The following is a 20,796-nucleotide window of genomic DNA, read 5'->3' on the forward strand; positions in this document are numbered from 1 at the left end:
GGAGCGCCTTCCCGTTGCCTTCGCCGCTCAATATGTTATGAAAATATAACATGTCAACCGATGACGCAGATGACCTGGTCTTCAAGGCCTTGGCCGACCGCCGTCGGCGGGAAATCCTTGACCGATTGAAGGCCGGCCCGCGCACGACGGGGGAGCTCTGCGCCCACTTCGAAGGGGCCTTGGACCGTTGTACCGTGATGCAGCACATCGGCGTGCTGGAGCGTGCCGAGCTGATCATCGCCCGCCGCGAGGGCCGCGCCCGCTGGAACTATCTCAACGCGGGGCCCGTGAAGGCGATCTCCGACCGCTGGATCTCACCCTACGCCACCCATGCGGTGGAGTTGCTGGCCAGCTTGAAGCGGGATCTGGAGAAGACCTAGGCTTCGGCTGGCGCTTCGGTCTGGAACGTCGCCAGGTTCGCCTGCCGGATCTCAGCGCCCGATTGGTCGTAGAAGAAGGGCAGGAAGGCGTAGCGCCGCCCCTTGGTCACCGGGGTCGCCTCGTGCAGCAGGGAGCAGGAGAACACCACCGCCCCGCCGGTGGGCGGGCGATAGGTCTTGGGTCCGAACTCGCCGAACCGCAGGTCGCCACCCTCGAACTCTTCGGCGTTCAGGTTGATCGAACAGGCGAAACGCCGGTGCGCCGTTCCGGCCGTGGTGTTGTCCCGGTGCGGCAGGAAATAGCCGCCGTCCGCCGCGTCGTAGCAGGCGACCATGTAGCGCTCGATGAAGCCGACCTTGAACTGGAAGCTCTTCTGGATCTGCGGCAGCAGGCGGGTGGTCAGGGCGTCGCGGGTTTCGCGGGCCAGCTCCGGGTCGGTGACCATGGTGTCGCGGCGCTTCTTGTAGTTGTCCAGCACCCCAACAGTCTTGCCGTCGATCTCCCGCATCACCCCCGACGGCGTGCCGCCGTCAGCCTCGTAATAGGCGATCAGTCGCCGGCAGAGGTCGGCGTCGAAGATGCGCGGGGCGATCAGCACCGGGGCGTGCAGGGGGACGCCGGCGTGGTCCTGCGGCGCGGGCAGGGCGCGCACCAGGGCGAACAACGCATCGGCCTTGTCGATCTCGGCGGTCGCCAGAACGCACTCGGCGGGATCCAGCAGCACCCAGCGGGGCCGGGCCTCGCCGTCGGTGGTCAGGGCCTCGAACAGCCGGCTGACCGCCCCATCGCGGTCCAGGAACCAGCGCAGGCCCGCCTGATCGCGGGCCATCCCGATCGCCGCCTCGTCGCGCAGCACCCCGAAGGCCGACATCTTGACGTCGTCGAACAGGGCGCGGTTGTCGGCCAAACGGCCCAGGGCCTCCCGCCGGGCCTCACCGTCCGTCGGCAGGAAGCCCAGCAGGATGTAACGGCCGCCGAACGCTGCGGAGACAAACCGGGGATTGCTGGTCGTCGGGCAGACGAACCGCGGCGCGAGCGCGCCCACGACAATGGACATGCCAGAGCTTTGCCGCCGGACGCCCGCGCTTGCAAGGCGCCGAACGTCCGGGGGCGAACGGTCAGCCCTTCGGAATAACCCCGCAGGCCACCCGGGGGCCGGCGCCGCCGATCGGCTGGGTCTTGTGGTCGTCGGGGTTGGCGTGGATCACCAGGGCCGAACCGTCGGTATCCATCAGGGCCGGGCGGGCCCCCGCGCCGCTCAGTGAGGTGTAGCTGGAGAACAGCTCGGCGGTCCCGGTCCCGTCGGCGGCGACATAGAGGTTGGGCAGGTCGCCGGCCTCGTTGCCGTTGGGGTTCAGCAGGCCGTGGACCACGCTCGCCTTGCCGTGGACGTGAGCGCCGGCGGAGGTGAAGCCGGCGGCCGAACAGTCGCCCTTCTCGTGGAAATGCAGCCCGTGCCAGCCGGGCGTCAGCCCCTTGGCCTCCAGCCGCAGCAGCACCCCGTTGGGGGCCTCGGTCAGGGTCACGGTTCCCGCCGACCCACCGGTGGAATTCTTGAGATTGATCTGAAGGTTGGCGGTTGGTGTTGCGGCCAGGGCGGCCGTTGCGGTCACGCTGGCGATCAGGCCGAGGACGGCATATTTCATGGCGGCTCCAAAGGCGCTTCCCAGGCTCACGAAGGTTGGCCTCGGGGGTCCTGGGATGTTAACAATCCAAACCTGATTTCCAGTCCGATTCCAACGGCGAAAAATTCCCCTTGAGCGACGACAGCACTATCCCTCCGGACGACGGCCGGCGCGGGGGCATCGCCCCTATCGCCATCGAGGACGAACTCAAGAAGTCCTACCTCGACTACGCCATGAGCGTCATCGTCAGCCGCGCCCTTCCCGACGTGCGCGATGGCCTCAAGCCGGTGCACCGCCGCATCCTGTTCTCCATGAGCGAGCAGGGGCACACGCCCGACCGCTCCTATGTGAAGTCGGCCCGCGTCGTCGGCGACGTGATGGGCAAGTATCACCCGCACGGCGACCTCGCGATCTACGACACCCTGGTCCGCCTGGCCCAGCCGTTCTCCATGAGCCAGCTGCTGATCGACGGTCAGGGCAATTTCGGCTCGGTGGACAACGATCCCCCGGCCGCCATGCGCTACACCGAGTGCCGCCTGACCAAGGCGGCCATGTCGATCCTGGCCGACCTGGACAAGGACACCGTCGACTTCAAGGACAACTATGACGGCTCGGAGCATGAGCCCACCGTCCTGCCGTCGCGCATCCCCAACCTGCTGGTCAACGGCGGCGGCGGCATCGCCGTGGGCATGGCCACCAACATCCCGCCCCATAACCTGGGTGAGATCGTCGACGCCTGCCTGGCCTATGTCGACGATCCCGAGATCGGCCTCGACGCGCTGCTGGACATCGTTCCCGGCCCCGACTTCCCCACCGGCGGCGAGATCATCGGCCGCACCGGCGCCCGCAACGCCCTGATGACCGGCCGCGGCTCGGTGATCATGCGCGGCAAGGCCGCCATCGAAGAGGTCCGCAAGGACCGCGAAGCCATCATCATCACCGCCATCCCCTATCAGGTGAACAAGGCCGGCCTGGTGGAGCGGATCGCCGAACTGGTGCGCGAGAAGCGAGTCGAGGGCATCGCCGACCTGCGCGACGAAAGCGACCGCCAGGGCATGCGCGTGGTGGTCGAGCTGAAGCGCGACGCCTCGGCCGACGTGGTGCTGAACCAGCTCTACCGGTTCACCCCGCTGCAGAGCTCCTTCGGCGTCAACATGCTGGCCCTGAACCGCGGCCGTCCGCAGCAGATGGGTCTGCGCGAGATGATCGTGGCCTTCATCGAGTTCCGCGAGGAAGTCGTCGTCCGCCGTGAGAAGTTCGAGCTCTCCAAGGCCCGCGACCGCGGCCACGTCTTGGTGGGCCTGGCCATCGCTGTGGCCAATATCGACGAGTTCATCCACATCATCCGGTCTTCCAAGGACCCGGCTGAGGCGCGCGAGCGCATCGTGGCCAAGGGCTGGCCGGCGGGTGACATGATGCCGCTGGTGGATCTGATCGCCGACCCGCGCACCGTGCTGGAAGAGGGCGGCCTGATCCGCCTGACCGAGGAACAGGCCCGCGCCATCCTGGCGCTCACCCTGTCGCGCCTCACCGGCCTTGGCCGGGACGAGATCTTCGGCGAGGCCGAGACCCTGGCCGGCGCCATCCAGGGCCACCTTTCCCTGCTGTCGTCGCGCGACAACATCATGGCCGTGGTCCGCCAGGAACTGGTGGAGGTGCGCGCCGCCTTCGCCGTGCCGCGCCGCACCGAGATCGTCGACGGCGACGCCGACGTCGAGGACGAGGACCTCATCGCCCGCGAGGACATGGTCATCACCGTGACTCACGGCGGCTATGTGAAGCGCACCCCGTTGGTGACCTATCGAACCCAGCATCGCGGCGGCAAGGGCCGCTCGGGCATGTCCACCAAGGAAGAGGATGCGGTCACCCGCGTCTTCTCGGCCAACACCCACACCCCGATGCTGTTCTTCTCCTCCGGGGGCAAGGTCTACCAGCTCAAGGTCTGGCGCTTGCCGGTAGGCACCCCCACCTCGCGCGGCAAGGCCTTCGTGAACCTGCTGCCCATCGAGCCCGGCGAGAGCATCACCTCGATCCTGCCCCTGCCCGAGGACGAGGCCACTTGGGATCAGTACGACGTCATGTTCTCCACCCGCTCCGGCGGCGTGCGCAGGAACAAGCTGTCGGACTTCATCGGCATCAAGCGCAACGGCAAGATCGCCATGAAGCTGGACGAGGGTGACCAGATCATCGGCGTCGGTGTCTGTAACGCCCAGGCCAACGACATCCTGCTGACCACGGCGCTTGGCCGCTGCATCCGCTTCGCCACCGAAGAGGTCCGGGTCTTCGCCGGCCGTGAATCCACCGGCGTGCGCGGCATCCGCCTGGCCGAGGGCGACAGCGTCATCTCCATGGCCGTCCTGCGCTCGGTGACCGCCACCCCCGCCGAACGCGCGGCCTATGTGAAGCACGCCAACGCCATGCGCCGCGCCATCAGCGGCGAGGGCGAGGAGATCGAGGACGCCGCGGCGCCCGACGACGAGGAAGAGGCCGGCGACGAGGCTCTGTCGCCTGACCGCATCGCGGCCCTGGGCGCGGCCGAGGAGTTCATCCTCACCGTCTCCACCGAAGGCTATGGCAAGCGGACCTCGGCCTACGAGTTCCGCCGCACCGGCCGGGGCGGGCAGGGCCTGCTGGCCCAGGACCTCACCAAGAAGGGCAAGGGCGGACGTCTGGCCGCCTCCTTCCCGGTGGAGGAGTTCGACGAGATCCTGCTGGTCACCGACCAGGGCCAGCTGATCCGCACCCCGGTCACCCAGGTCCGGGTCATCAGCCGCAACACCTCGGGCGTGACCATCTTCCGCACCGCTGAGAACGAGCACGTCGTCTCGGTCGAACGCCTGGCCGATCAGGGCGGCGGCGAGGAGCCGGACGCCGAGATCGAAGCCGGGCTAGACGAAGTCTAAGAACCGCCAGACCGGCGCCGCATCGTTTGCGGCGTCGGGGCCGGTCGGCTAGGATCGGGCATCGGGATCAAGCGGTTTCCCGGTTAGGCCCTCAGGCCCAAGAACCGCGCAACTCCGTATGGAGGAAGCGCGATGATCCTATCCCCCGCCGACGTCACCCGCAGAACCACGGTCCTTGCCCTGCTGCTGCTGGCGCGCCCGGCCGCGGCGGCCCAGGCAAAGCCCTGCCCACCGCCTCGGGTGCTCTTCGTCTGTCCGGCGGGGTCGGTGAAGAGCGCCATCGCCCGGGAGACCCTCAAGCACGCGGCGTCCCGGCGTGGCCTGGCGGTGGTTGCCCAATCCCGCGGAGTCACGCCCGAGGATCACGCCTCCCCCGTCCTGGCCGCGCACCTGCGGGCTGATGGGATCGATCCGGCTGCTGAGGCTCTGAGGCGCCTGGAAACCGGCGACAGCGCCCAGGCCGACATCGTCATCGCCTTCGACGAGGCGGCCCAGGCGCCAGGACTTGAGAGGGCGCGGGCCTGGGACATTCCCTCCTGGAACAGCCAGTATGAGGGGGCCCGCGCGGCTTTGGCCCCGAAGATCGAGGCCTTGCTGGACGAGGTGGCCGCGCGTTCCTGTACAGGCGCGTAAGCCCTGAGTTCAGAGCGCGCTGGCGCGACGGAACGCATCGTTGGCGTGGCCCCAGGAGACGGCCTTCATGACGGCGTTCACGTAGTCACCGGCCTTGGCGCCGTAGTCCATTTGGTAGGCGTGTTCGTACATGTCGAGGGCGAGCAGCGGTGCGCCGTCGGCCAGGGTCATGGTGTGGTCGGCGGCCCAGGTGTTCACCAGCCGCCCGTCGCGCCGGCTGTAGGTGAGCAGGACCCAGCCGGACCCGCCCCCCAGGGCCTTGCCCATGCCGGCGAACTCCGCGGCCCACCGGTCGCGGCTGCCGAAGTCGCGCTCGATCGCCTGGGCCAGGGCGGGGCTGGCCGCCACGCCGCCGGTGAGGCCCGCGAAATAGACCTCGTGCAGGATCATCGAATTCCAGGCGATCAGCTCCTCGCGCTTCAACCCGTTGAGCATGAAGCCTGGTGCGGCCGCTGGATCGAGCTTGGCGAACTCTGTCCGAATGGCCCCGAGCCGTTTCACGGCGCCCACATAGTTGTTGTCGTGATGGCTGACGAGCAGCTTCTCCGACAGACCCGGCACGCCCTTCGGGTCGAAGGGGAGCGGTTGGGCGGCCGGGGCGCTCGCAGGCGGGGTCTGCGCGGAGGCTGCGCTCACGGCGGCGACGCCGGCCATGGCAAGTCCGCCGATCAAGAACCGGCGGTCGAGGCTGGGTTGTGTCATTCTGCTTCTCCGATTTCGGCGATCTGTCGCCCGGCATGGCCGCCTAGTGTCGCGCCGACCGGAGGTTCTGCCCCTTCGCCATCGGCCACAAGCCTTGGCGGCGCCTACAGGTGGTCACGCCCCGAGCAATTAGCGCTTGCCTTCGCGAGCCCGCCCGGCCAAAGCCGAAGGCAAGAACAGTTGGGGGATACAGGCGAATGGCCACCCGCGTCGGGATCTATCCGGGCACCTTCGACCCGATCCACAATGGCCATACCGACATCATCGGCCGGGCCGTGAAGCTGGTGGACAAGCTGGTGATCGGGGTGGCGATCAACGCCGGCAAGGGGCCGTTGTTCACCCTGGAAGAGCGCGTCGCCATCCTGAGCGAACTGGCCGCCAGCCTGCCCAAGGACATCGAGATCGTGGTCCAGCCCTATGAGGGCCTGCTGATCCATTTCGCCCGCGAAGTCGGGGCCAGCATCATCGTCCGGGGCCTGCGCGCGGTGGCCGACTTCGAATACGAATTCCAGATGACCGCCATGAACCAGCAGCTCGATCGCGAGATCGAGACCGTGTTCCTGATGGCCGACCCCCGTCACCAGGCGGTGTCGTCCAAGCTGGTGAAGGAAATCGCCATCCTGGGCGGCGAGGTGGGCAAGTTCGTCAGCCCCGCCGTCAAGGACGCCCTGATGGCCAAGGTGGCTGCAGGACAGGCCTGAGACGCGCCGACGGGGTGGCGATCTTCGCCGCGCCCAGCTAGGAGTGAGCGATGATCCGCAAACTCCTGATCTCCACGGCGGTCCTGGCGCTCGCCGGCTCCGCGCTCGCTGCGCCCAAGGCCAAGGCTCCCGCCGTCCCTGTCGTGCCGCCGGCGCCTGGCGCGCCGGCCGCCGCCGACTGGCGCACGCCCGATCCCGACAACGTCCTGGTGATCGACACCAACAAGGGCCGGATCCTGGTGGAGCTGTCCCCCCAGGTCGCGCCCAGCCATGTGACCCGGGTGAAGGAACTGACCCGCTCGGGCCTCTATGACGGCCGCAGCTTCTTCCGGGTGATCGACGCCTTCATGGCCCAGACCGGCGACCCCAAGGACACCGGCGAGGGCAATTCCGACAAGCCGGACCTGGCGGCCGAGTTCACCTTCCGCCGCGGGCCTGAGACTCCCTTCGTCCAGGTCGCCGACCAGACGGTGGCCGAGATCGGCTTCATCGGCGCCCTGCCGGTCATGACCCAGAGCTCGATGCTCATGCCCATGACCAAGGACGGCAAGATCTCCGGTTGGGGCCTCTATTGCCCCGGCGTCGCCGGCATGGCCCGCGGCGAGGCCGAGGCCAGCGCCAACAGCCAGTTCTTCCTGATGCGCCAGGCCTATCCGTCCCTGGAAAAGCGCTACACCGCCTTCGGCCGGGTGATCTCCGGCCTGGAGGTCGTGCGCGCCATCAAGGTGGGCGAACCGGTGACCGATCCCGATAAGATGTTGAAGGTCCGCGTAATGGCGGATATCCCCGCCGCCGAACGCCCCAAGGTTCGGGTGATCGACCCCGCGAGCGCCTGGTTCAAGGCCGAGATCGCCAATGTGCGTGGCGAGATGGGGGCCGATTTCACGGCCTGCGCAATTCGAATTCCCTCAGAGGTGAAGTAATGGACGCCGAAAATACCCTGATCATGACGCTGGAAAGCGGCCCGGTGACGATCAAGCTGCGCCCGGACCTGGCGCCCGGACACGTTGACCGGATCAAGGAACTGGCCCGCGAGGGCTTCTATGACGGCGTGGTCTTCCACCGCGTGATCCCGGGCTTCATGGCCCAGGGCGGCGACCCCACCGGCACCGGCTCGGGCGGCTCGAAGAAGCCGAACCTGACCGCCGAGTTCTCCAAGGAGCCCCACGTCCGCGGCGTCTGCTCCATGGCCCGCACCAATCAGCCGAACACGGCCAACAGCCAGTTCTTCATCTGCTTCGATGACTCCAAATTCCTGGACGGCCAGTACACCGTCTGGGGCGAAGTGACCGAGGGCATGGACCTGGTGGACGGCCTGCCCAAGGGTGAGCCGCCGCGCGCGCCCGGCAAGATCGTCTCCATGAAGGTCGCGGCTGACGCGTGACGCCTGACCTGGAAGCCGCCTACGCGCAGCCGCATAGGCGCTACCATACGCGGACCCATATCGAGCAGTGCCTGGCGCTGCTCGATCAGGTTCCCGACCTGATGGACTCCGAACGCCAGGTGCTGACCTACGCCATCTGGTGGCACGACGCGGTCTACGACCCGACCGCTTCGGACAACGAGGCCAAGAGCGCGGAGATGGCCAAGCGCGATCTCCGCGACTTCGACGTCTCCCTCCATGCTCGCGAGGAAGTGGCCCGGCTGATCCGCCTGACCGCCGGTCACGTGGTGGAGGAAGAAGACCGCCTGGGCGAGATCCTGGTCTCCATCGACCTGACCATCCTGGCCGCCGCGCCTCTGGACTACGACGCCTATAGCCGCCAGGTGCGGGCCGAATACGCTCATGTGCCCGACGACGCCTGGCGCGTCGGCCGAGCCAAGGTCATGCAACACTTCCTCGACGCCCCGGTTATCTATCCCGACCCGGCCTTGCGCGCCCTCTTCGAGGACGTTGCGCGGGCCAACATCGCCCGGGAGATCGCCTCCCTGGCCTGAGGGAGCAGGGATGGCCGCCAAGCTAAAGGTCTTCGTCACCTCTGACGGCCTGGCCGACTATGTGGTCGCCGCCAGTTCACGCCCCAAGGCCCTGGCCGCCTGGGAGGCCCACCAGGACCTGTTCGCCAACGGCGCGGCCCACGAAACCGACGACCCCGAGTTGATGAAGGCCGCCCTGGCCCAGCCGGGCGAAGTGCTGCGCCGGCCGGCCAAGAGCAACGCGCGTCCTGCCGCCTTGCCCCACACCGTCAAAACCAAGGGCCCATCCAAGGCGGCCTTGCGCCAGATCGAGAAGGCCGAGACCCGGCTGGCGGGCGTCGAAGCCGAGCACGACGAGGCCATCGCCGAGATGGCCGCTCAGCGCGCCGCTCTGGACGCTCGCGAGGCCGCCGAAACCGAACACTACGAGGACGCCCGCCGCGCCGCCGAACGCGACCTGGCCAAGGCCCGCCGCGCCCTCTAGAGGGCCCGCGCCAGGGTGACGATCACCGGATAGTGGTCCGAACCCAGCCGGGGGCCACGCTTGACGCTCACCGTCCGCCAGCCCTTGCCGGCATAGACATGATCGATGGGCAGGAACGGGAAGGGGACCTTGGCGCCCAGATAGGCGGGCCACGAGAACAGCGCCTTGGTCCGTCGTTCCAGCCCGAACATCGCGTCCTCCCGCCGCCGTGAGAACGACCAGGGGGTGGAGTTGAAGTCTCCGGTCAGGATCATCCGCTCCTTGGGCAGCCGGTTCAGCACGTTGCTGACCATGCGGCCCTGGGCCTGCTGCATCCCGTCGGCGGTGGGCCAGGTGTAGTGCAGGCCCAGGACCGTGTAATCGCCTGCCTCGTCCTGGAAGGTCGCACGCGCCATGGAGGGCCGGGGGCCGTGCTGGACCTCCGAGGGGACGTCGGTCTCCGTCGCCTTGGCCTTGCTGAAGATGACCACCGAGCAGGTCTTGCAGACCACGTTGTAGGGGTGGCGTTTCAGCACCGCGTCGCGGATTGCGGGGCGGGCTTCCTCAAGGATGACGATGTCGGCGTCCTGGTCGGCGATCCACTGGGCCGTCCGGTCGATCTCGAGGTTGCTGGCCCAGACGTTGAACTGGATCAGCTTGATCTGGTGAGGCGCGTCGGCCGGGGCGCGGGGGCTCATGGGCCGGGTCAGTTCCGGCAGGATCAGCGCAGTGCTGGCCACCACCCCCACCCCGCCCACGGTGAGGAAGATTGTCCGCATCGCGCGCGGCGCCAACAGCAGGCCATAGGCCACGACCACGGCGGCGCCGATCAGCCAGAACGGCGCGAAGTGGGCCAGCATGTCGGGCCGCGGCGCGATCCGCCCAGCCTGGGCGACCAGGGCCGCCACGGCGCTGGCCAGGCCCTCGGCGAACATCAGGGCGGCCAGCAGGCCGGTCACGGCGATTCGGAACAGTCGCATAAGCGCCTCTAGCATGGTCTGGCGCTTGACGCGTGAAGGCGCGCGTGGCCTTCACGCCTCGCCATGCAACTTGCCGACTTCGACTTCAACCTGCCCGACGACAACATCGCCCTGCGGCCGGTCAGCCCCCGGGATTCCGCCCGCATGCTGCGCGTCACGCCCGGCGCGCCGCTGGCCGATCTGCGGGTGTCGGACCTGCCAGACCAGCTCCGCGCCGGCGATGTCCTGGTGCTGAACGACACCCGGGTGATCAACGCCCGCCTGAAGGGGACCCGCTATCGCGGCGAGCACCAGCAGGCCTGCGTGGCCACCCTGCACCGCCGCCTGTCCCCCAGCCGCTGGACCGCCTTCATGAAGCCCGGCAAGCGCCTGGCCGTGGGCGACCGCGTGGCCTTCGGCGAGACCAACGATCGCGCCTGCCTGCTGGGGGTGTTGGACGCCACCATCACCGAGAAGGGGGAGGGCGGCGAGCTGACCCTGTCCTTCGATCTCGCGGGCCCTGACCTCGACGCCGCCATCGCCGAGCGCGGCGCCATGCCCCTGCCGCCCTACATCGCCGCCAAGCGCGCGGAGGATGCCCAGGACCGCGCGGACTACCAGACCGTCTATGCCCGCGACGACGGCTCGGTGGCCGCCCCCACGGCGGGGCTGCACTTCACGCCCGAGCTTATGGCGCGCCTGCGGGACAAGGGCGTGGCCATCGCGTTCGTCACCCTGCACGTCGGCGCCGGCACCTTCCTGCCGGTGAAGACCGATGACCTGGCCCACCACAGGATGCACGCCGAATACGGTGAAGTGACGGAGGAAACCGCCTCCCGCCTCAACGCCGCGCGCGCCGCTGGCGGCCGCATCGTCTGCGTCGGCACCACCTCCCTGCGGCTGCTGGAAAGCGCCACCGGCGAGGATGGCGTCGTCCGCCCCTTCGCCGCCGAAACCGCCATCTTCATCACCCCCGGATACCGCTTCCGCGCGGTGGACGGCCTGATGACCAACTTCCACCTGCCCAAGTCGACCCTGTTCATGCTGGTCTGCGCCTTCGCGGGCTATGAGGCCATGCACGCCGCCTACGCCCACGCCATCGCCACGGGCTACCGGTTCTATTCCTACGGCGATGCGAGCCTGCTCTGGAGGGCTGAGCCTTGAGCGCCTTCCCCTTCGAGATCACCGCCACGCAGGGCAAGGCCCGCACCGGGGTGCTGAAGACCGCCCGCGGCGACATCCGCACGCCGGCCTTCATGCCCGTGGGCACGGCGGCCACCGTCAAGGCGCTGACCGTTGATCAGGTGGCCTCCACCGGCGCCGACATCATCCTGGGCAACACCTATCACCTGATGCTGCGGCCGGGCGCCGAGCGGGTGGCGCGCCTGGGCGGCCTGCACAACTTCATGCGCTGGGATAAACCCATCCTCACCGATAGCGGCGGCTTCCAGGTGATGAGCCTGTCGAAGATCGCCAAGGTCACCGAGCAGTCTGTGGCCTTCCAGAGCCATATCGACGGCTCCAAGCACATCCTGACCCCGGAACGCTCCATCGAGATTCAGGCCGATTTGCTGGGCTCCGACATCGTCATGCAGCTGGACGAATGCGTCGCCTGGCCGGCCGAGGAGAACCGCGCGCGCGACGCCATGCTGCTGTCGGCCCGCTGGGGCCAGCGCTCCAAGGCCGCCTTCGGCGAGCGCGACCGCCAGGCCCTGTTCGGCATCCAGCAGGGCTCCACCTTCGAGCACCTGCGCCGCGAGTCCGCTGAGCGCCTGATCGAGACTGGCTTCGACGGCTACGCCCTGGGCGGCCTGGCGGTCGGGGAGGGGCATGAGGCCATGTGCGAGGTGCTGGACTATGCCCCTGCCATGCTGCCCGCCGACCGGCCGCGCTATCTGATGGGGGTGGGCAAGCCCATCGACCTGGTGGAGGCCGTGGCCCGGGGCGTGGACATGTTCGACTGCGTCCTGCCCACCCGCTCGGGCCGCCACGGCCAGGCCTGGACCTGGGAGGGCTCGGTCAACCTGAAGAACGCCCGCTTCGCCGAGGACGACACCCCGCTGGACGAGACCAATCCCTGTCCGGCCTCGAGCCACTATTCCAAGGCCTATCTGCACCACCTGGTGAAGTCCGAGGAGATCCTCGGCCAGGTCCTGCTCTCCTGGCACAACATCGCCTTCTTCCAGGCCCTGACCCAGGCCATGCGCGACGCCATTTCGGAAGGCCGGTTCGAGCAGTTCCGGAAGGACTTCAAAAGCCGCCAGCAGGCGTAGGGTTTAGTTCCGAATTCGCGATGCCCCGTTTCCTTCTCCCCTTGCGGGAGAAGGTGGCCCTGCGGAGCAGGGTCGGATGAGGCGTCGAAAGGCCTCTCGGGCTAGGGTGTTTCAGAATACGCGGAGAGGGGAGTGCGACCCCTCATCCGACCGGTCTCCGACCGGCCACCTTCTCCCGCAAGGGGAGAAGGAGCCGCCTGGCTCGACGCCTATTGGACCTGGACTTTAGCGGATCGGGTAGCGGGGCTTCAGCGTCTCGGGCATCGGCGCTTCGCGCTCCACCAGATCGTGCGACGGCCGGGCCGGCAGCTTGCAGTTCCGTGATTCCCCCAGGCCCTTCAGATAGGCCCGCCGCACCGCGCCGGCGTTGATGGCGGCGGTGACCAGGCTGTCATGCCGCTGGGCGCCGGAGAGCCTGCGCACCCAGCCCCGGAACGGGATCAGGTCCGAGGCCGCCCCGGCCACCGCCCCCAGGGCCGCGCCGCGGCCGCGCACCATCAGGTCGTCCTCGTCCTGCGCGGGCTCGTCCAGGTCGGCGCCCAGGGCTCCGTTCAGCGGCAGGATCATGCCGGTGATCCGCGCGCAGTTGGCGGGATTGGGCAGGGCGTAGGGATCGGCCATGGCGTCCAGCAGCACCTGGGGAATCTTGGTGCGCAGCACATTGACGTCGCGCAGCGGCGAGGCGACCGCGCCCCGCACGCTTTCGCGGTTGGCGGCCGAACTGGTCTGGATCTCCGGCGAGCCATCGGCCGGCGCCGTGGTGCAGGCGCCGAGCACGGCCAGGATCGGGAGGATGCAAAGTGTCGTGCGCATCCTCCAATAGTAGAGCTTGGGGGTTCACCTTGGAAAGCCCGCCGGTTGCAGGCGAGGACCAACATATGCGGCGATATGTTGGTAGGCCGGGTGGGGGTCGAACCCACGACCATTCGATTAAAAGTCGAATGCTCTACCACTGAGCTACCGGCCCTTGCGCGGCGAGCAAAAGCGCGCCGGGCGAAGCGGCGCGGACCATAGGGCGCGTCCCTGCGGGGAGCAAGTCGTGCTCGCCGTCAGGATGAACCGGAGATGACCAGGCCTGTTCAAAACAGGTTCAGGGCGGAACTCGCATTTTGGGGATAACGCCGAGAGCCAGCCGGTTTGAAGCTCCGTGAAAGGACACCCCATGAAACGCGCAATCGCCGCCGCCCTCGCGCTCTCCCTGCTGGGCGGCACGGCCGCCATGGCGCAGCCGTCGCAGTATCGCGGTGACTATCAGAACCAGTATCAACTGGGCTCTGAGGACGACCGCTATGACGACGGCGACAGCGGCCGGTACGGCGACGGTTGGTATGACAACCGCGATGGTCGCTACGACAATCGCGATGATCGCGACGACGACCGCGATGATCGCTACCATGACCGTCGGGATGATCGCCGGGGCAACCACTATGGCCATGCCTATGGTCATCAGCACCACAACGGCGGCCATTCGTGGCGCCGGGGCGAACGCCTGCCGAGGGAATATCGCAATTCCAACTACTATGTGAGCGACTACCGCCGTTACGGCCTGCGCCAGCCGCCAGCTGGCTACCAATGGATGCGTGCCGGTAACGAGTATGTACTCGCCTCGCTGATTAACGGCCTGATCGCTCAGGTGTTGAGCAACGGATACGGTCGCTAGGCACTAAGCGCACCTAGTGGCGTCGGGAGCCCCGTCCTCTTCAATGAGGGCGGGGCTTTCTCGCGCCTGTGGTCAGGCTTTCAGGTCCCGGACTCAGAAATTCTACATTGGCTATAGAGGCGCTAGGAATTAACTCCACGGCATCGCCGCGTCGCAGGTGAAGCCATTCCTGCGGCGCGGCGTTTTCGTGTGCATCCCGAGGCTCCGAGCGCGACATGACCGCCAAGGCCCTGACGACGACGCCCGCCGTGGCGCGCCGGCCATTCATTCGGCGTCGGTCGGCGATTCCCGGGTTTGCGCTCAGCCTGGGCGTCACCATCGCCCTGCTCTCCACCATCGTCCTGATCCCGATGCTGGCGGTCGGCCTCAAGGCGACACAACAGAGCCTGCCTGACTTCCTGGACGCCGCCTTCTCGCAGCGTGCGCTGGCCGCCTACCGCCTGTCCTTCGGCGCGGCCTTCATCGCCGCCCTGATCAACGGCGTCTTCGGCCTGATCACCGCGTGGGCCCTTGTCCGTTACGAGTTTCCCGGCAAGGGCGTGCTCAACGCCCTGATCGACCTTCCCTTCGCCCTGCCCACCGCGGTGGCCGGTATCGCCCTGGCGGCCCTCTATGCCGAGAATGGCTGGGTGGGGTCGCTGGTGGCGCCGCTCGGCTGGAAGATCGCCTTCACGCCGCTCGGCGTCGTCGTGGCGCTCACCTTCATCGGCCTGCCTTTCGTGGTGCGCACCGTCGAGCCGGTCATGCGTGACCTCTCGGCTGACGTGGAGGAGGCCGCCGCCAGCCTCGGTGCGAACCGCCTCGACACCATCACCCGCGTCATCCTGCCGGCCCTGGCGCCCGCCTGGCTGACCGGCTTCGCGCTCGCCTTCGCGCGCGGCATCGGGGAGTACGGCTCGGTGATCTTCATCGCCGGCAACATGCCCTACAAGTCCGAGATCGCGCCGCTGCTGATCATCATCGAGCTGGAGCAGTACGACTATGCCGGCGCCGCCACCATCGCGGTGGTCATGCTGGCCGCCTCGTTCCTGATGCTGTTCGTCATCAATGGCATCCAGGGCTGGGCGCGGGAGCGGTCGGCATGACCCCGCGCAACGCCACCGAGGATGCCCCCTGGGTCAAGGTCGTGATCCTGGCCGTCATGGCCCTGTTCCTGGCCTTCGTCCTGCTGCTGCCCATGGTCTCGGTCTTCTATGAGGCCCTGCGCCGGGGCTGGCGGCCGGCTCTGGAGGCGATCCAGAACCCCGACGCCGTCTCGGCCATTAAGCTGACCCTGATCACCGCCGCCGTCACCGTGCCCTTCAACGCCTTCTTCGGCGTCTGCGCGGCCTGGGCCGTGGCCAAGCACAACTTCCCGGGCAAGAGCTTCCTGATCACCCTGATCGACCTGCCGTTCTCGGTCTCGCCCGTCGTGGCCGGCCTCATCTACGTCATGGTGTTCGGCGCCCAGGGCTGGTTCGGCGACTGGCTGATCGACCACGACATCAAGATCATTTTCGCCATCCCCGGCATCATCCTGGCCACCATCTTCGTCACCTTCCCCTTCATCGCCCGCGAGCTGATTCCGCTGATGCAGGAGCAGGGGGTGGACGAGGAGGAGGCGGCCGTCTCGTTGGGCGCGTCTGGCCTGCGCACCTTCTGGAGCGTCACGGCGCCCAATATCCGCTGGGGCCTGCTCTACGGCGTCCTGCTCTGCAACGCGCGCGCGATGGGGGAGTTCGGCGCGGTCTCGGTGGTCTCGGGTCACATCCGCGGCCTGACCAACACCATGCCGTTGCATGTGGAGATCCTCTACAACGAGTATGACTTCGTCGGCGCCTTCGCCGTCGCCGCCCTGCTCTGCGCCCTGGCCATCGTTACGCTCGCCCTGAAGACCCTGCTCGAGATGGTTCAGCCGCAGTCGCGGCCGGCCCGTCACTGACCAAGAGACCCCATGACCATTTCCATCCGCTCGGTGGAGAAGACCTTCGGCCGCTACCCGGCCCTCAATGGCGTCAGCCTTGAGATCGCCGACGGCGAGCTGCTGGCCCTGCTCGGTCCCTCGGGTTCGGGTAAGACCACCCTGCTGCGCGCCATCGCCGGCCTGGAGTTCCCCGAGAAGGGCCAGATCCTGTTCGACGACGCCGACATGACCTATGCCAGCGCCGCAGCGCGCCAGGTGGGGTTTGTTTTCCAGCAGTACGCCCTGTTCCGCCACATGACCCTGGCCAAGAACATCGCCTTCGGCCTCGACGTCCGCAAGGGCGCGGCCAAGCCGCCCAAGGCCGAGATCACCAAGCGCGTCGAGGACCTGCTGGCCCTCGTAGAGCTGCCGGGCCTGGGCAAACGCTACCCAGCCCAGCTCTCCGGCGGTCAGCGGCAGCGGGTGGCTCTGGCCCGCGCGCTGGCCGTCAGCCCCAGCGTCCTGTTGCTCGACGAGCCCTTCGGCGCCCTGGACGCCACGGTGCGCAAGTCGCTCCGCAAGGAACTACGCCGCATCCACGACGCCACCGGTGTCACCACCATCTTCGTCACCCACGACCAGGAAGAAGCCCTCGAGCTGGCCGACCGCGTGGCCATTCTCAACCACGGCGTCATCGAACAGGTGGGCACGCCGCAGGAGGTCCATGACCATCCGGTCGGCGCCTTCGTGGCCGGCTTCGTGGGCGAGGCCACCCGCCTGGAGGGGGATGTCAGGGCCGGGCGTTTCCAGGGCGACGAGATCGCGCTGCCGGCCCAGGGGACCGCCGACGGCGACGCCGTCGCCTTCATCCGGCCGCATGACCTGATCCGCGCCCCGGCCGGCCAGGAAAGCTTCTTCATCACCATCGATCGCATCAATTTGCAGGGCCCGGTGGCCCAGATCGAGGGTCGAACGCCGGGCGGCCAGCGCATCGAGGCGGCCTTCGAGCGCAACTCCGCGGACGGTCTGAGGAACGGCGACAAGCTCGGCCTGACCGCTCATAAGGCATACGTCTTTAGCGCGTAGAGATGTCACTTCTACTTTAACGAGAGATTCACCAATTGGCGGCGTTATGCCGCGCATGGATGATCTTCTCCGATTTCTGATGACCCTGCGGACGTCGCCTAAGCGCGCCGTGCTGGTGGAAGTCGGCTTCGTGGCGGTGGGCGCCTTCCTGCTCGGATGGACGCTGTTCCGCCTGGTCTAGCCGCTATTGCTGCTGTTGCTGCTGCTGGTCGTACTGTAGGGAGCCGGGCGGGCCGCGGCGGCGTCCGGCGCGGCTGAAGGACGGCTGGGCCACACGTATGAACTCCGGTTCGGTCAGGGCCGCCTTGGCGCGCCGCACCGACACGCCCACCGCCAGCTGACTTTCGGCCTCGCCCTTATAGACCCCGCGCGACGGCGGCACGTCGTTGTAGTCGCGCCCCACGGCGGCGGCGATGTGACGCTCGCCGGCCTCCACATTGTTGGTGGGATCCAGTCCGACCCAGCGCAGAGAAGGTAGGAAGACCTCGACCCAGGCATGGGTGGCGTCCGGATCGGAGCGGTCGCCGCCCTTGCGATCGGTGAACAGGTAGCCCGAGACGTAGCGGGCAGGGATCCCCCACGACCGGCAGATGGCGATCATGATGTGGGCGAAGTCCTGGCAAACCCCGCGCTTGGCCTTGAGCGCCAGGTCGATGGGGCTCTCGGCGTCGGTGACGCCCGCCTCATAGCCGAAGGACTGGTAGATGATGGTCGACAGCTCGCGCACGGCGCTGAGCGGATCGCGGACCCGAAGCTGCTCGATCCCCGTCTCGGCCACGAAAGCTTTCAGCGCCTGGGTCTCCACCGCGAAGCCGTGGTGGTGCAGGAAGTCGAAGTTCTCGCCGCGCACGAAGTCGCTCTTCAGCCGGTCCCACTCGCCGGTGTCCAGGGCGTTGGGCAGGGGGGTGGTGGGCTGGGTCTCCACCGCCGAGCGGGCCAGGATGTTCAGCCGGTCGTGCGGCTGGGGCACGTCGAAATGGTACACCGCGTTGCCGAAGGCGTCGGCGTAGGAGAACAGCTGGGCCGGCGGGTCCAGCTCCAGCTCGAAGCTCACCAGGCGTTGCCGAACACCCTTCTGGGGCTGCATCCACAGCTCCATGACGCTTTCGCGCACCTCGGCGGCGTAGTGGTACTGGGTGACGTGGCGCACTTCCAAAAGCATCAGGCTGGCAACCGCATCTCGAGGGAATAGGCGACGAAGGTGTCGTAGATCGCCGTATGGATCGCCGCGCATTCGTCCAGCACGGTGGTGAGCAGGGCGCCCGCGCCGCCCAGCTCTATGTTCTCGACATCGGCATATTGCAGGCGCGCCTTCAGGCGGCCGGCCAGGCGCTCGGGCCCGGCGTGACCGGCGTCCACATAGCGGCTGGCGGCCGAGAGGTGTTCCTCGATGCGCGCGGTGGAGAACCGGATCGAGCGGGGGAAGTCCTCATCGAACATCAGGAATTCCAGGATCAGCTCGGGCCGCACGTCGGCGGTGTAGCGCCGCAGATAGGGCTCCAGGGCGCAACTCATCCGCAGCAGGCTGGTGAGCGCGAAGTGGTCGGTGATCGGGCGTTTGCGAGCGTCGCCGAAGAACACCTCCAGCAGCCGGCCGTTCAACTGGGCCCGCTCCAGGTACATGCCCAGCAGCAGGAACCGCCAGCCCTCGCCGTGGCTCATGGTGGCGTCGGCCGCCCCGCGGAACAGGTGCAGGTCGGCGATGATGTCGTGCAGGAAGGCCGAGGAGCCGTCGTTGAAGGCCTTGGCCGCGCCAGGCCCGGTGACCCGCAGGTAGATCAGGTTCAGCCGCTCCCAGGTCTCGGTGGTGATCTGGTCGCGCACCTGCCGGGCGTTCTCGCGGGCGCGGGCAATGGAGGTGGTGATGGACCGGCCGTCCTCGCGGTCCAGCGCCAGGGCGCGGGCGGCCTCATAGGGCGTCTTGGCCTTTTCAAGATCGCTGTCGCCGACGGCGGCCAACACGATGCGCGCCACCTGGGTGGCGGCGTCGCTGCGGTCCAGGGTGGCGTTCAGCATCACGTCCGACAGCCGGCACATGTGCTCGGCGCGCTCCACGTAGCGCCCCATCCAGTAGAGGCTGTCGGCCACCCGGGCGAGCATCATGGCTGAGCCTCCTCGGTGTCGCCGGCCAGGATCCAGGTGTCCTTCGATCCGCCGCCCTGGCTGGAGTTCACCACCAGGGAGCCCTTCTTCAGGGCCACGCGGGTCAGCGCCCCCGGGGTCACGGTGATCTTCTCCCCCGACAGGATGAAGGGCCGCAGATCGACGTGCCTCGGGTCGATCTCGCCGTCGATCAGGCAGGGGGCGGTGGACAACTGGATGGTGGGCTGGGCGATGTAGTTGGCCGGGTCGGCGCGCAGGGCGTCGGCGAAATCGCTGCGCTCCTTGGCGCTGGCGTGCGGTCCGATCAGCATGCCGTAGCCCCCAGAGGCGCCCACGGCCTTGACCACCAGCTTGTCCAGGTTGGCCAGGACGTGGCTCAGCTGGGCCGGTTCGCGGCAGAGGAAGGTCTCGATATTGGGCAGGATGGCGTCCTCGCCCAGGTAGTATTTGATGATCTCCGGGACGTAGGCGTAGACCGCCTTGTCGTCGGCGACCCCGGTGCCCGGCGCGTTGCAGATCACCACATTGCCGGCCCGGTAGGCGTTGAACAGGCCCGCGACCCCCAGCCCGGAATCGCGGCGGAAGGTGAGGGGGTCGATGAAGTCGTCGTCCACCCGGCGATAGATCACGTCGATGCGGCGCAGCCCCGTCGTGGTCCGCATGTAGACCATGTTGTCATGGACCACGAGGTCGCGGCCCTCCACCAGGGGCGCCCCCATCAGTCGGGCCAGATAGGCATGCTCGTAATAGGCCGAGTTGTAGACGCCGGGCGTCAGCACCACGACCTGGGGGTTGGGCCGCCAGTCGGCCGCCATGCCCTTGAGGGTCGAGAGCAACAGGTCGGGATAGCGGTCGATGGGCCGCACGTTCGAGGCGCGGAAGGTGCCGGGGAAGGTCCGCTTGGACGCCTCGCGGTTGGCCAGCATGTAGGAGACGCCCGAGGGCACCCGCAGATTGTCCTCCAGCACCGCGAAGGCGCCGTCCGGCTGGCGGATCAGGTCAGAGCCGCAGACATTGGCGTAGGCCTGGTGCGGCACATAGAGGTTCTGCATCTCCCGGCGATAGGAGGGGGCCATCAGCACCAGGTCGCGCGGCACCACCCCGTCCATCAGGATCTGCTGTTCGCCGTAGATGTCGGCCAGGAACATGTTCAGCGCCTTGAGGCGCTGGGTCAGGCCCTTCTCGATGGTCGCCCATTCCTCGGCCGGGATGATGCGCGGCAGCAGGTCGGTGGGGATGATCCGTTCGGTGGAGCTCTCGGCCCCGTAGACGGTGAAGGTGATACCCTGCAGCAGGAAGAACCGCTCCAGCGTCCGCTGGCGTTCGGCCATGTCCTCGGACGCCAGGGTGGCGATCCGCTCGTCCAGTCCCGTGTAGTGGGAGCGGACTTCACCGGCCAGAGTAAGCATCTCGTCATAGGGGATCGCCCCGAACGAGGTCTCAATGGCGTTGGTGTCCGATCTGTTCGTCGTCGCCACGCCCCACTCCACGTTTGCAACAATCCTTCT

The 20,796-nt window shown here is 67.8% G+C and carries 23 protein-coding genes and 1 tRNA gene; 15 read left to right on the forward strand and 9 right to left on the reverse strand.

All coding sequences use genetic code 11. From position 1 onward, the window contains the following. The first annotated feature begins 50 nt into the window (after positions 1-50). Positions 51-380: an ArsR/SmtB family transcription factor gene (locus JKL49_RS09275; RefSeq protein ID WP_215339923.1), complete on the forward strand. Its 330-nt coding sequence runs from the start codon at positions 51-53 to the stop codon at positions 378-380. Here the strand turns inward: JKL49_RS09275 and JKL49_RS09280 are convergent. Both JKL49_RS09280 and sodC read right to left on the reverse strand, forming a co-directional pair. Beyond that, entirely contained in the window at positions 377-1,438 is a 1,062-nt protein-coding gene (locus JKL49_RS09280) for a 2OG-Fe(II) oxygenase (RefSeq protein WP_215339924.1), read from the reverse strand. The genes JKL49_RS09275 and JKL49_RS09280 overlap by 4 nt on opposite strands. Before the next feature lie 61 nt (positions 1,439-1,499). Beyond that, positions 1,500-2,027 carry a superoxide dismutase[Cu-Zn] gene (sodC, locus tag JKL49_RS09285; RefSeq protein WP_215339925.1) on the reverse strand — a complete coding sequence of 176 codons (528 nt, stop codon included), beginning with the start codon at positions 2,025-2,027 and terminating at the stop codon, positions 1,500-1,502. A gap of 110 nt (positions 2,028-2,137) precedes the next feature. On the opposite strand from sodC, the gene gyrA reads away from it, so the two are divergent. Then, positions 2,138-4,909 (forward strand): DNA gyrase subunit A, encoded by a 2,772-nt coding sequence (gene gyrA, locus JKL49_RS09290; protein ID WP_215339926.1) that lies wholly within the window; start codon positions 2,138-2,140, stop codon positions 4,907-4,909. A gap of 132 nt (positions 4,910-5,041) precedes the next feature. Further along, on the forward strand, positions 5,042-5,542 hold the full coding sequence (locus JKL49_RS09295) for an arsenate reductase/protein-tyrosine-phosphatase family protein (protein ID WP_215339927.1): 501 nt from the start codon (positions 5,042-5,044) through the stop codon (positions 5,540-5,542). A 9-nt stretch (positions 5,543-5,551) separates the two neighbouring features. Here JKL49_RS09295 and JKL49_RS09300 read toward each other — a convergent pair whose 3' ends face one another. Continuing rightward, a complete protein-coding gene (locus JKL49_RS09300; RefSeq protein ID WP_215339928.1) occupies positions 5,552-6,244 on the reverse strand; it encodes a superoxide dismutase in 693 nt (230 codons plus the stop codon). 197 nt (positions 6,245-6,441) lie between these two features. Between JKL49_RS09300 and coaD the strand changes: the two genes are divergently transcribed. The 5 genes from coaD to JKL49_RS09325 are packed head-to-tail and all read left to right on the forward strand — an operon-like array spanning position 6,442 to position 9,346. Next, positions 6,442-6,945, forward strand: coding sequence for a pantetheine-phosphate adenylyltransferase (gene coaD / locus JKL49_RS09305; protein ID WP_215339929.1), 504 nt, complete (start codon positions 6,442-6,444; stop codon positions 6,943-6,945). Between the two features lie 50 nt (positions 6,946-6,995). Further along, entirely contained in the window at positions 6,996-7,868 is an 873-nt protein-coding gene (locus JKL49_RS09310) for a peptidylprolyl isomerase (protein ID WP_215339930.1), read from the forward strand. Then, positions 7,868-8,329 (forward strand): peptidylprolyl isomerase, encoded by a 462-nt coding sequence (locus tag JKL49_RS09315; RefSeq protein WP_215339931.1) that lies wholly within the window; start codon positions 7,868-7,870, stop codon positions 8,327-8,329. The genes JKL49_RS09310 and JKL49_RS09315 overlap by 1 nt, the downstream gene beginning before the upstream one ends. Continuing rightward, on the forward strand, positions 8,326-8,883 hold the full coding sequence (locus tag JKL49_RS09320) for an HD domain-containing protein (protein WP_215339932.1): 558 nt from the start codon (positions 8,326-8,328) through the stop codon (positions 8,881-8,883). The genes JKL49_RS09315 and JKL49_RS09320 overlap by 4 nt, the downstream gene beginning before the upstream one ends. 10 nt (positions 8,884-8,893) lie before the next feature. After that, entirely contained in the window at positions 8,894-9,346 is a 453-nt protein-coding gene (locus JKL49_RS09325) for a hypothetical protein (protein ID WP_215339933.1), read from the forward strand. Here JKL49_RS09325 and JKL49_RS09330 read toward each other — a convergent pair. Further along, the gene (locus tag JKL49_RS09330) at positions 9,343-10,305 is read right to left on the reverse strand and encodes an endonuclease/exonuclease/phosphatase family protein (RefSeq protein WP_215339934.1); all 963 of its coding nucleotides are present in this window, start codon (positions 10,303-10,305) and stop codon (positions 9,343-9,345) included. The genes JKL49_RS09325 and JKL49_RS09330 overlap by 4 nt on opposite strands. Before the next feature lie 63 nt (positions 10,306-10,368). Between JKL49_RS09330 and queA the strand changes: the two genes are divergently transcribed. Further along, positions 10,369-11,448, forward strand: coding sequence for a tRNA preQ1(34) S-adenosylmethionine ribosyltransferase-isomerase QueA (gene queA, locus JKL49_RS09335; RefSeq protein WP_215339935.1), 1,080 nt, complete (start codon positions 10,369-10,371; stop codon positions 11,446-11,448). Then, positions 11,445-12,557: a tRNA guanosine(34) transglycosylase Tgt gene (tgt, locus tag JKL49_RS09340; protein WP_215339936.1), complete on the forward strand. Its 1,113-nt coding sequence runs from the start codon at positions 11,445-11,447 to the stop codon at positions 12,555-12,557. Before queA ends, tgt begins: the two co-directional genes overlap by 4 nt. A gap of 225 nt (positions 12,558-12,782) precedes the next feature. Here the strand turns inward: tgt and JKL49_RS09345 are convergent, their stop codons facing one another. After that, entirely contained in the window at positions 12,783-13,370 is a 588-nt protein-coding gene (locus tag JKL49_RS09345; RefSeq protein WP_215339937.1) for a hypothetical protein, read from the reverse strand. Between the two features lie 79 nt (positions 13,371-13,449). Next, positions 13,450-13,524: transfer RNA gene (locus JKL49_RS09350), tRNA-Lys, on the reverse strand. A 195-nt stretch (positions 13,525-13,719) separates the two neighbouring features. Here JKL49_RS09350 and JKL49_RS09355 point away from each other — a divergent pair. From JKL49_RS09355 to JKL49_RS21190, 5 genes are all read left to right on the forward strand, one after another. Next, complete coding sequence (locus JKL49_RS09355) at positions 13,720-14,217, forward strand: RcnB family protein (RefSeq protein WP_215339938.1); 498 nt, start codon at positions 13,720-13,722, stop codon at positions 14,215-14,217. A 215-nt stretch (positions 14,218-14,432) separates the two neighbouring features. Beyond that, entirely contained in the window at positions 14,433-15,302 is an 870-nt protein-coding gene (gene cysT, locus JKL49_RS09360) for a sulfate ABC transporter permease subunit CysT (RefSeq protein ID WP_215339939.1), read from the forward strand. Beyond that, positions 15,299-16,138: a sulfate ABC transporter permease subunit CysW gene (gene cysW, locus JKL49_RS09365; RefSeq protein WP_215339940.1), complete on the forward strand. Its 840-nt coding sequence runs from the start codon at positions 15,299-15,301 to the stop codon at positions 16,136-16,138. Before cysT ends, cysW begins: the two co-directional genes overlap by 4 nt. A gap of 12 nt (positions 16,139-16,150) precedes the next feature. Continuing rightward, entirely contained in the window at positions 16,151-17,185 is a 1,035-nt protein-coding gene (locus tag JKL49_RS09370) for a sulfate/molybdate ABC transporter ATP-binding protein (RefSeq protein WP_215339941.1), read from the forward strand. A 55-nt stretch (positions 17,186-17,240) separates the two neighbouring features. Further along, the gene (locus tag JKL49_RS21190) at positions 17,241-17,366 is read left to right on the forward strand and encodes a hypothetical protein (RefSeq protein WP_283816632.1); all 126 of its coding nucleotides are present in this window, start codon (positions 17,241-17,243) and stop codon (positions 17,364-17,366) included. Between the two features lie 3 nt (positions 17,367-17,369). Here JKL49_RS21190 and JKL49_RS09375 read toward each other — a convergent pair whose 3' ends face one another. Genes JKL49_RS09375 through JKL49_RS09385 form a run of 3 tightly spaced genes read right to left on the reverse strand, consistent with a single transcriptional unit; the run spans position 17,370 to position 20,697 of the window. Further along, positions 17,370-18,347: a transglutaminase family protein gene (locus tag JKL49_RS09375; RefSeq protein WP_215339942.1), complete on the reverse strand. Its 978-nt coding sequence runs from the start codon at positions 18,345-18,347 to the stop codon at positions 17,370-17,372. Beyond that, positions 18,347-19,288 carry an alpha-E domain-containing protein gene (locus JKL49_RS09380; protein ID WP_215339943.1) on the reverse strand — a complete coding sequence of 314 codons (942 nt, stop codon included), beginning with the start codon at positions 19,286-19,288 and terminating at the stop codon, positions 18,347-18,349. The genes JKL49_RS09375 and JKL49_RS09380 overlap by 1 nt, the downstream gene beginning before the upstream one ends. Continuing rightward, positions 19,285-20,697 (reverse strand): circularly permuted type 2 ATP-grasp protein, encoded by a 1,413-nt coding sequence (locus tag JKL49_RS09385; RefSeq protein ID WP_215342753.1) that lies wholly within the window; start codon positions 20,695-20,697, stop codon positions 19,285-19,287. The genes JKL49_RS09380 and JKL49_RS09385 overlap by 4 nt, the downstream gene beginning before the upstream one ends. Positions 20,698-20,796 lie beyond the last annotated feature (99 nt).

Source organism: Phenylobacterium glaciei (assembly GCF_016772415.1).
Taxonomy (GTDB): Bacteria; Pseudomonadota; Alphaproteobacteria; order Caulobacterales; family Caulobacteraceae; genus Phenylobacterium; species Phenylobacterium glaciei.

Excerpts from the sequence above, each read along its gene's own strand:
- JKL49_RS09355 (WP_215339938.1), top strand. The coding sequence starts at position 13,720 with ATGAAACGCGCAATCGCCGCCGCCCTCGCGCTCTCCCTGCTGGGCGGC.
- queA (WP_215339935.1), top strand. The coding sequence starts at position 10,369 with ATGCAACTTGCCGACTTCGACTTCAACCTGCCCGACGACAACATCGCC.
- cysW (WP_215339940.1), top strand. The coding sequence starts at position 15,299 with ATGACCCCGCGCAACGCCACCGAGGATGCCCCCTGGGTCAAGGTCGTG.
- sodC (WP_215339925.1), bottom strand. The coding sequence starts at position 2,027 with ATGAAATATGCCGTCCTCGGCCTGATCGCCAGCGTGACCGCAACGGCC.
- JKL49_RS09345 (WP_215339937.1), bottom strand. The coding sequence starts at position 13,370 with ATGCGCACGACACTTTGCATCCTCCCGATCCTGGCCGTGCTCGGCGCC.
- JKL49_RS09325 (WP_215339933.1), top strand. The coding sequence starts at position 8,894 with ATGGCCGCCAAGCTAAAGGTCTTCGTCACCTCTGACGGCCTGGCCGAC.
- coaD (WP_215339929.1), top strand. The coding sequence starts at position 6,442 with ATGGCCACCCGCGTCGGGATCTATCCGGGCACCTTCGACCCGATCCAC.
- JKL49_RS09380 (WP_215339943.1), bottom strand. The coding sequence starts at position 19,288 with ATGATGCTCGCCCGGGTGGCCGACAGCCTCTACTGGATGGGGCGCTAC.
- JKL49_RS21190 (WP_283816632.1), top strand. The coding sequence starts at position 17,241 with ATGGATGATCTTCTCCGATTTCTGATGACCCTGCGGACGTCGCCTAAG.
- JKL49_RS09330 (WP_215339934.1), bottom strand. The coding sequence starts at position 10,305 with ATGCGACTGTTCCGAATCGCCGTGACCGGCCTGCTGGCCGCCCTGATG.
- JKL49_RS09280 (WP_215339924.1), bottom strand. The coding sequence starts at position 1,438 with ATGTCCATTGTCGTGGGCGCGCTCGCGCCGCGGTTCGTCTGCCCGACG.
- JKL49_RS09310 (WP_215339930.1), top strand. The coding sequence starts at position 6,996 with ATGATCCGCAAACTCCTGATCTCCACGGCGGTCCTGGCGCTCGCCGGC.
- JKL49_RS09370 (WP_215339941.1), top strand. The coding sequence starts at position 16,151 with ATGACCATTTCCATCCGCTCGGTGGAGAAGACCTTCGGCCGCTACCCG.
- cysT (WP_215339939.1), top strand. The coding sequence starts at position 14,433 with ATGACCGCCAAGGCCCTGACGACGACGCCCGCCGTGGCGCGCCGGCCA.
- JKL49_RS09295 (WP_215339927.1), top strand. The coding sequence starts at position 5,042 with ATGATCCTATCCCCCGCCGACGTCACCCGCAGAACCACGGTCCTTGCC.
- JKL49_RS09385 (WP_215342753.1), bottom strand. The coding sequence starts at position 20,697 with ATGCTTACTCTGGCCGGTGAAGTCCGCTCCCACTACACGGGACTGGAC.
- JKL49_RS09275 (WP_215339923.1), top strand. The coding sequence starts at position 51 with ATGTCAACCGATGACGCAGATGACCTGGTCTTCAAGGCCTTGGCCGAC.
- JKL49_RS09300 (WP_215339928.1), bottom strand. The coding sequence starts at position 6,244 with ATGACACAACCCAGCCTCGACCGCCGGTTCTTGATCGGCGGACTTGCC.
- JKL49_RS09315 (WP_215339931.1), top strand. The coding sequence starts at position 7,868 with ATGGACGCCGAAAATACCCTGATCATGACGCTGGAAAGCGGCCCGGTG.
- JKL49_RS09375 (WP_215339942.1), bottom strand. The coding sequence starts at position 18,347 with ATGCTTTTGGAAGTGCGCCACGTCACCCAGTACCACTACGCCGCCGAG.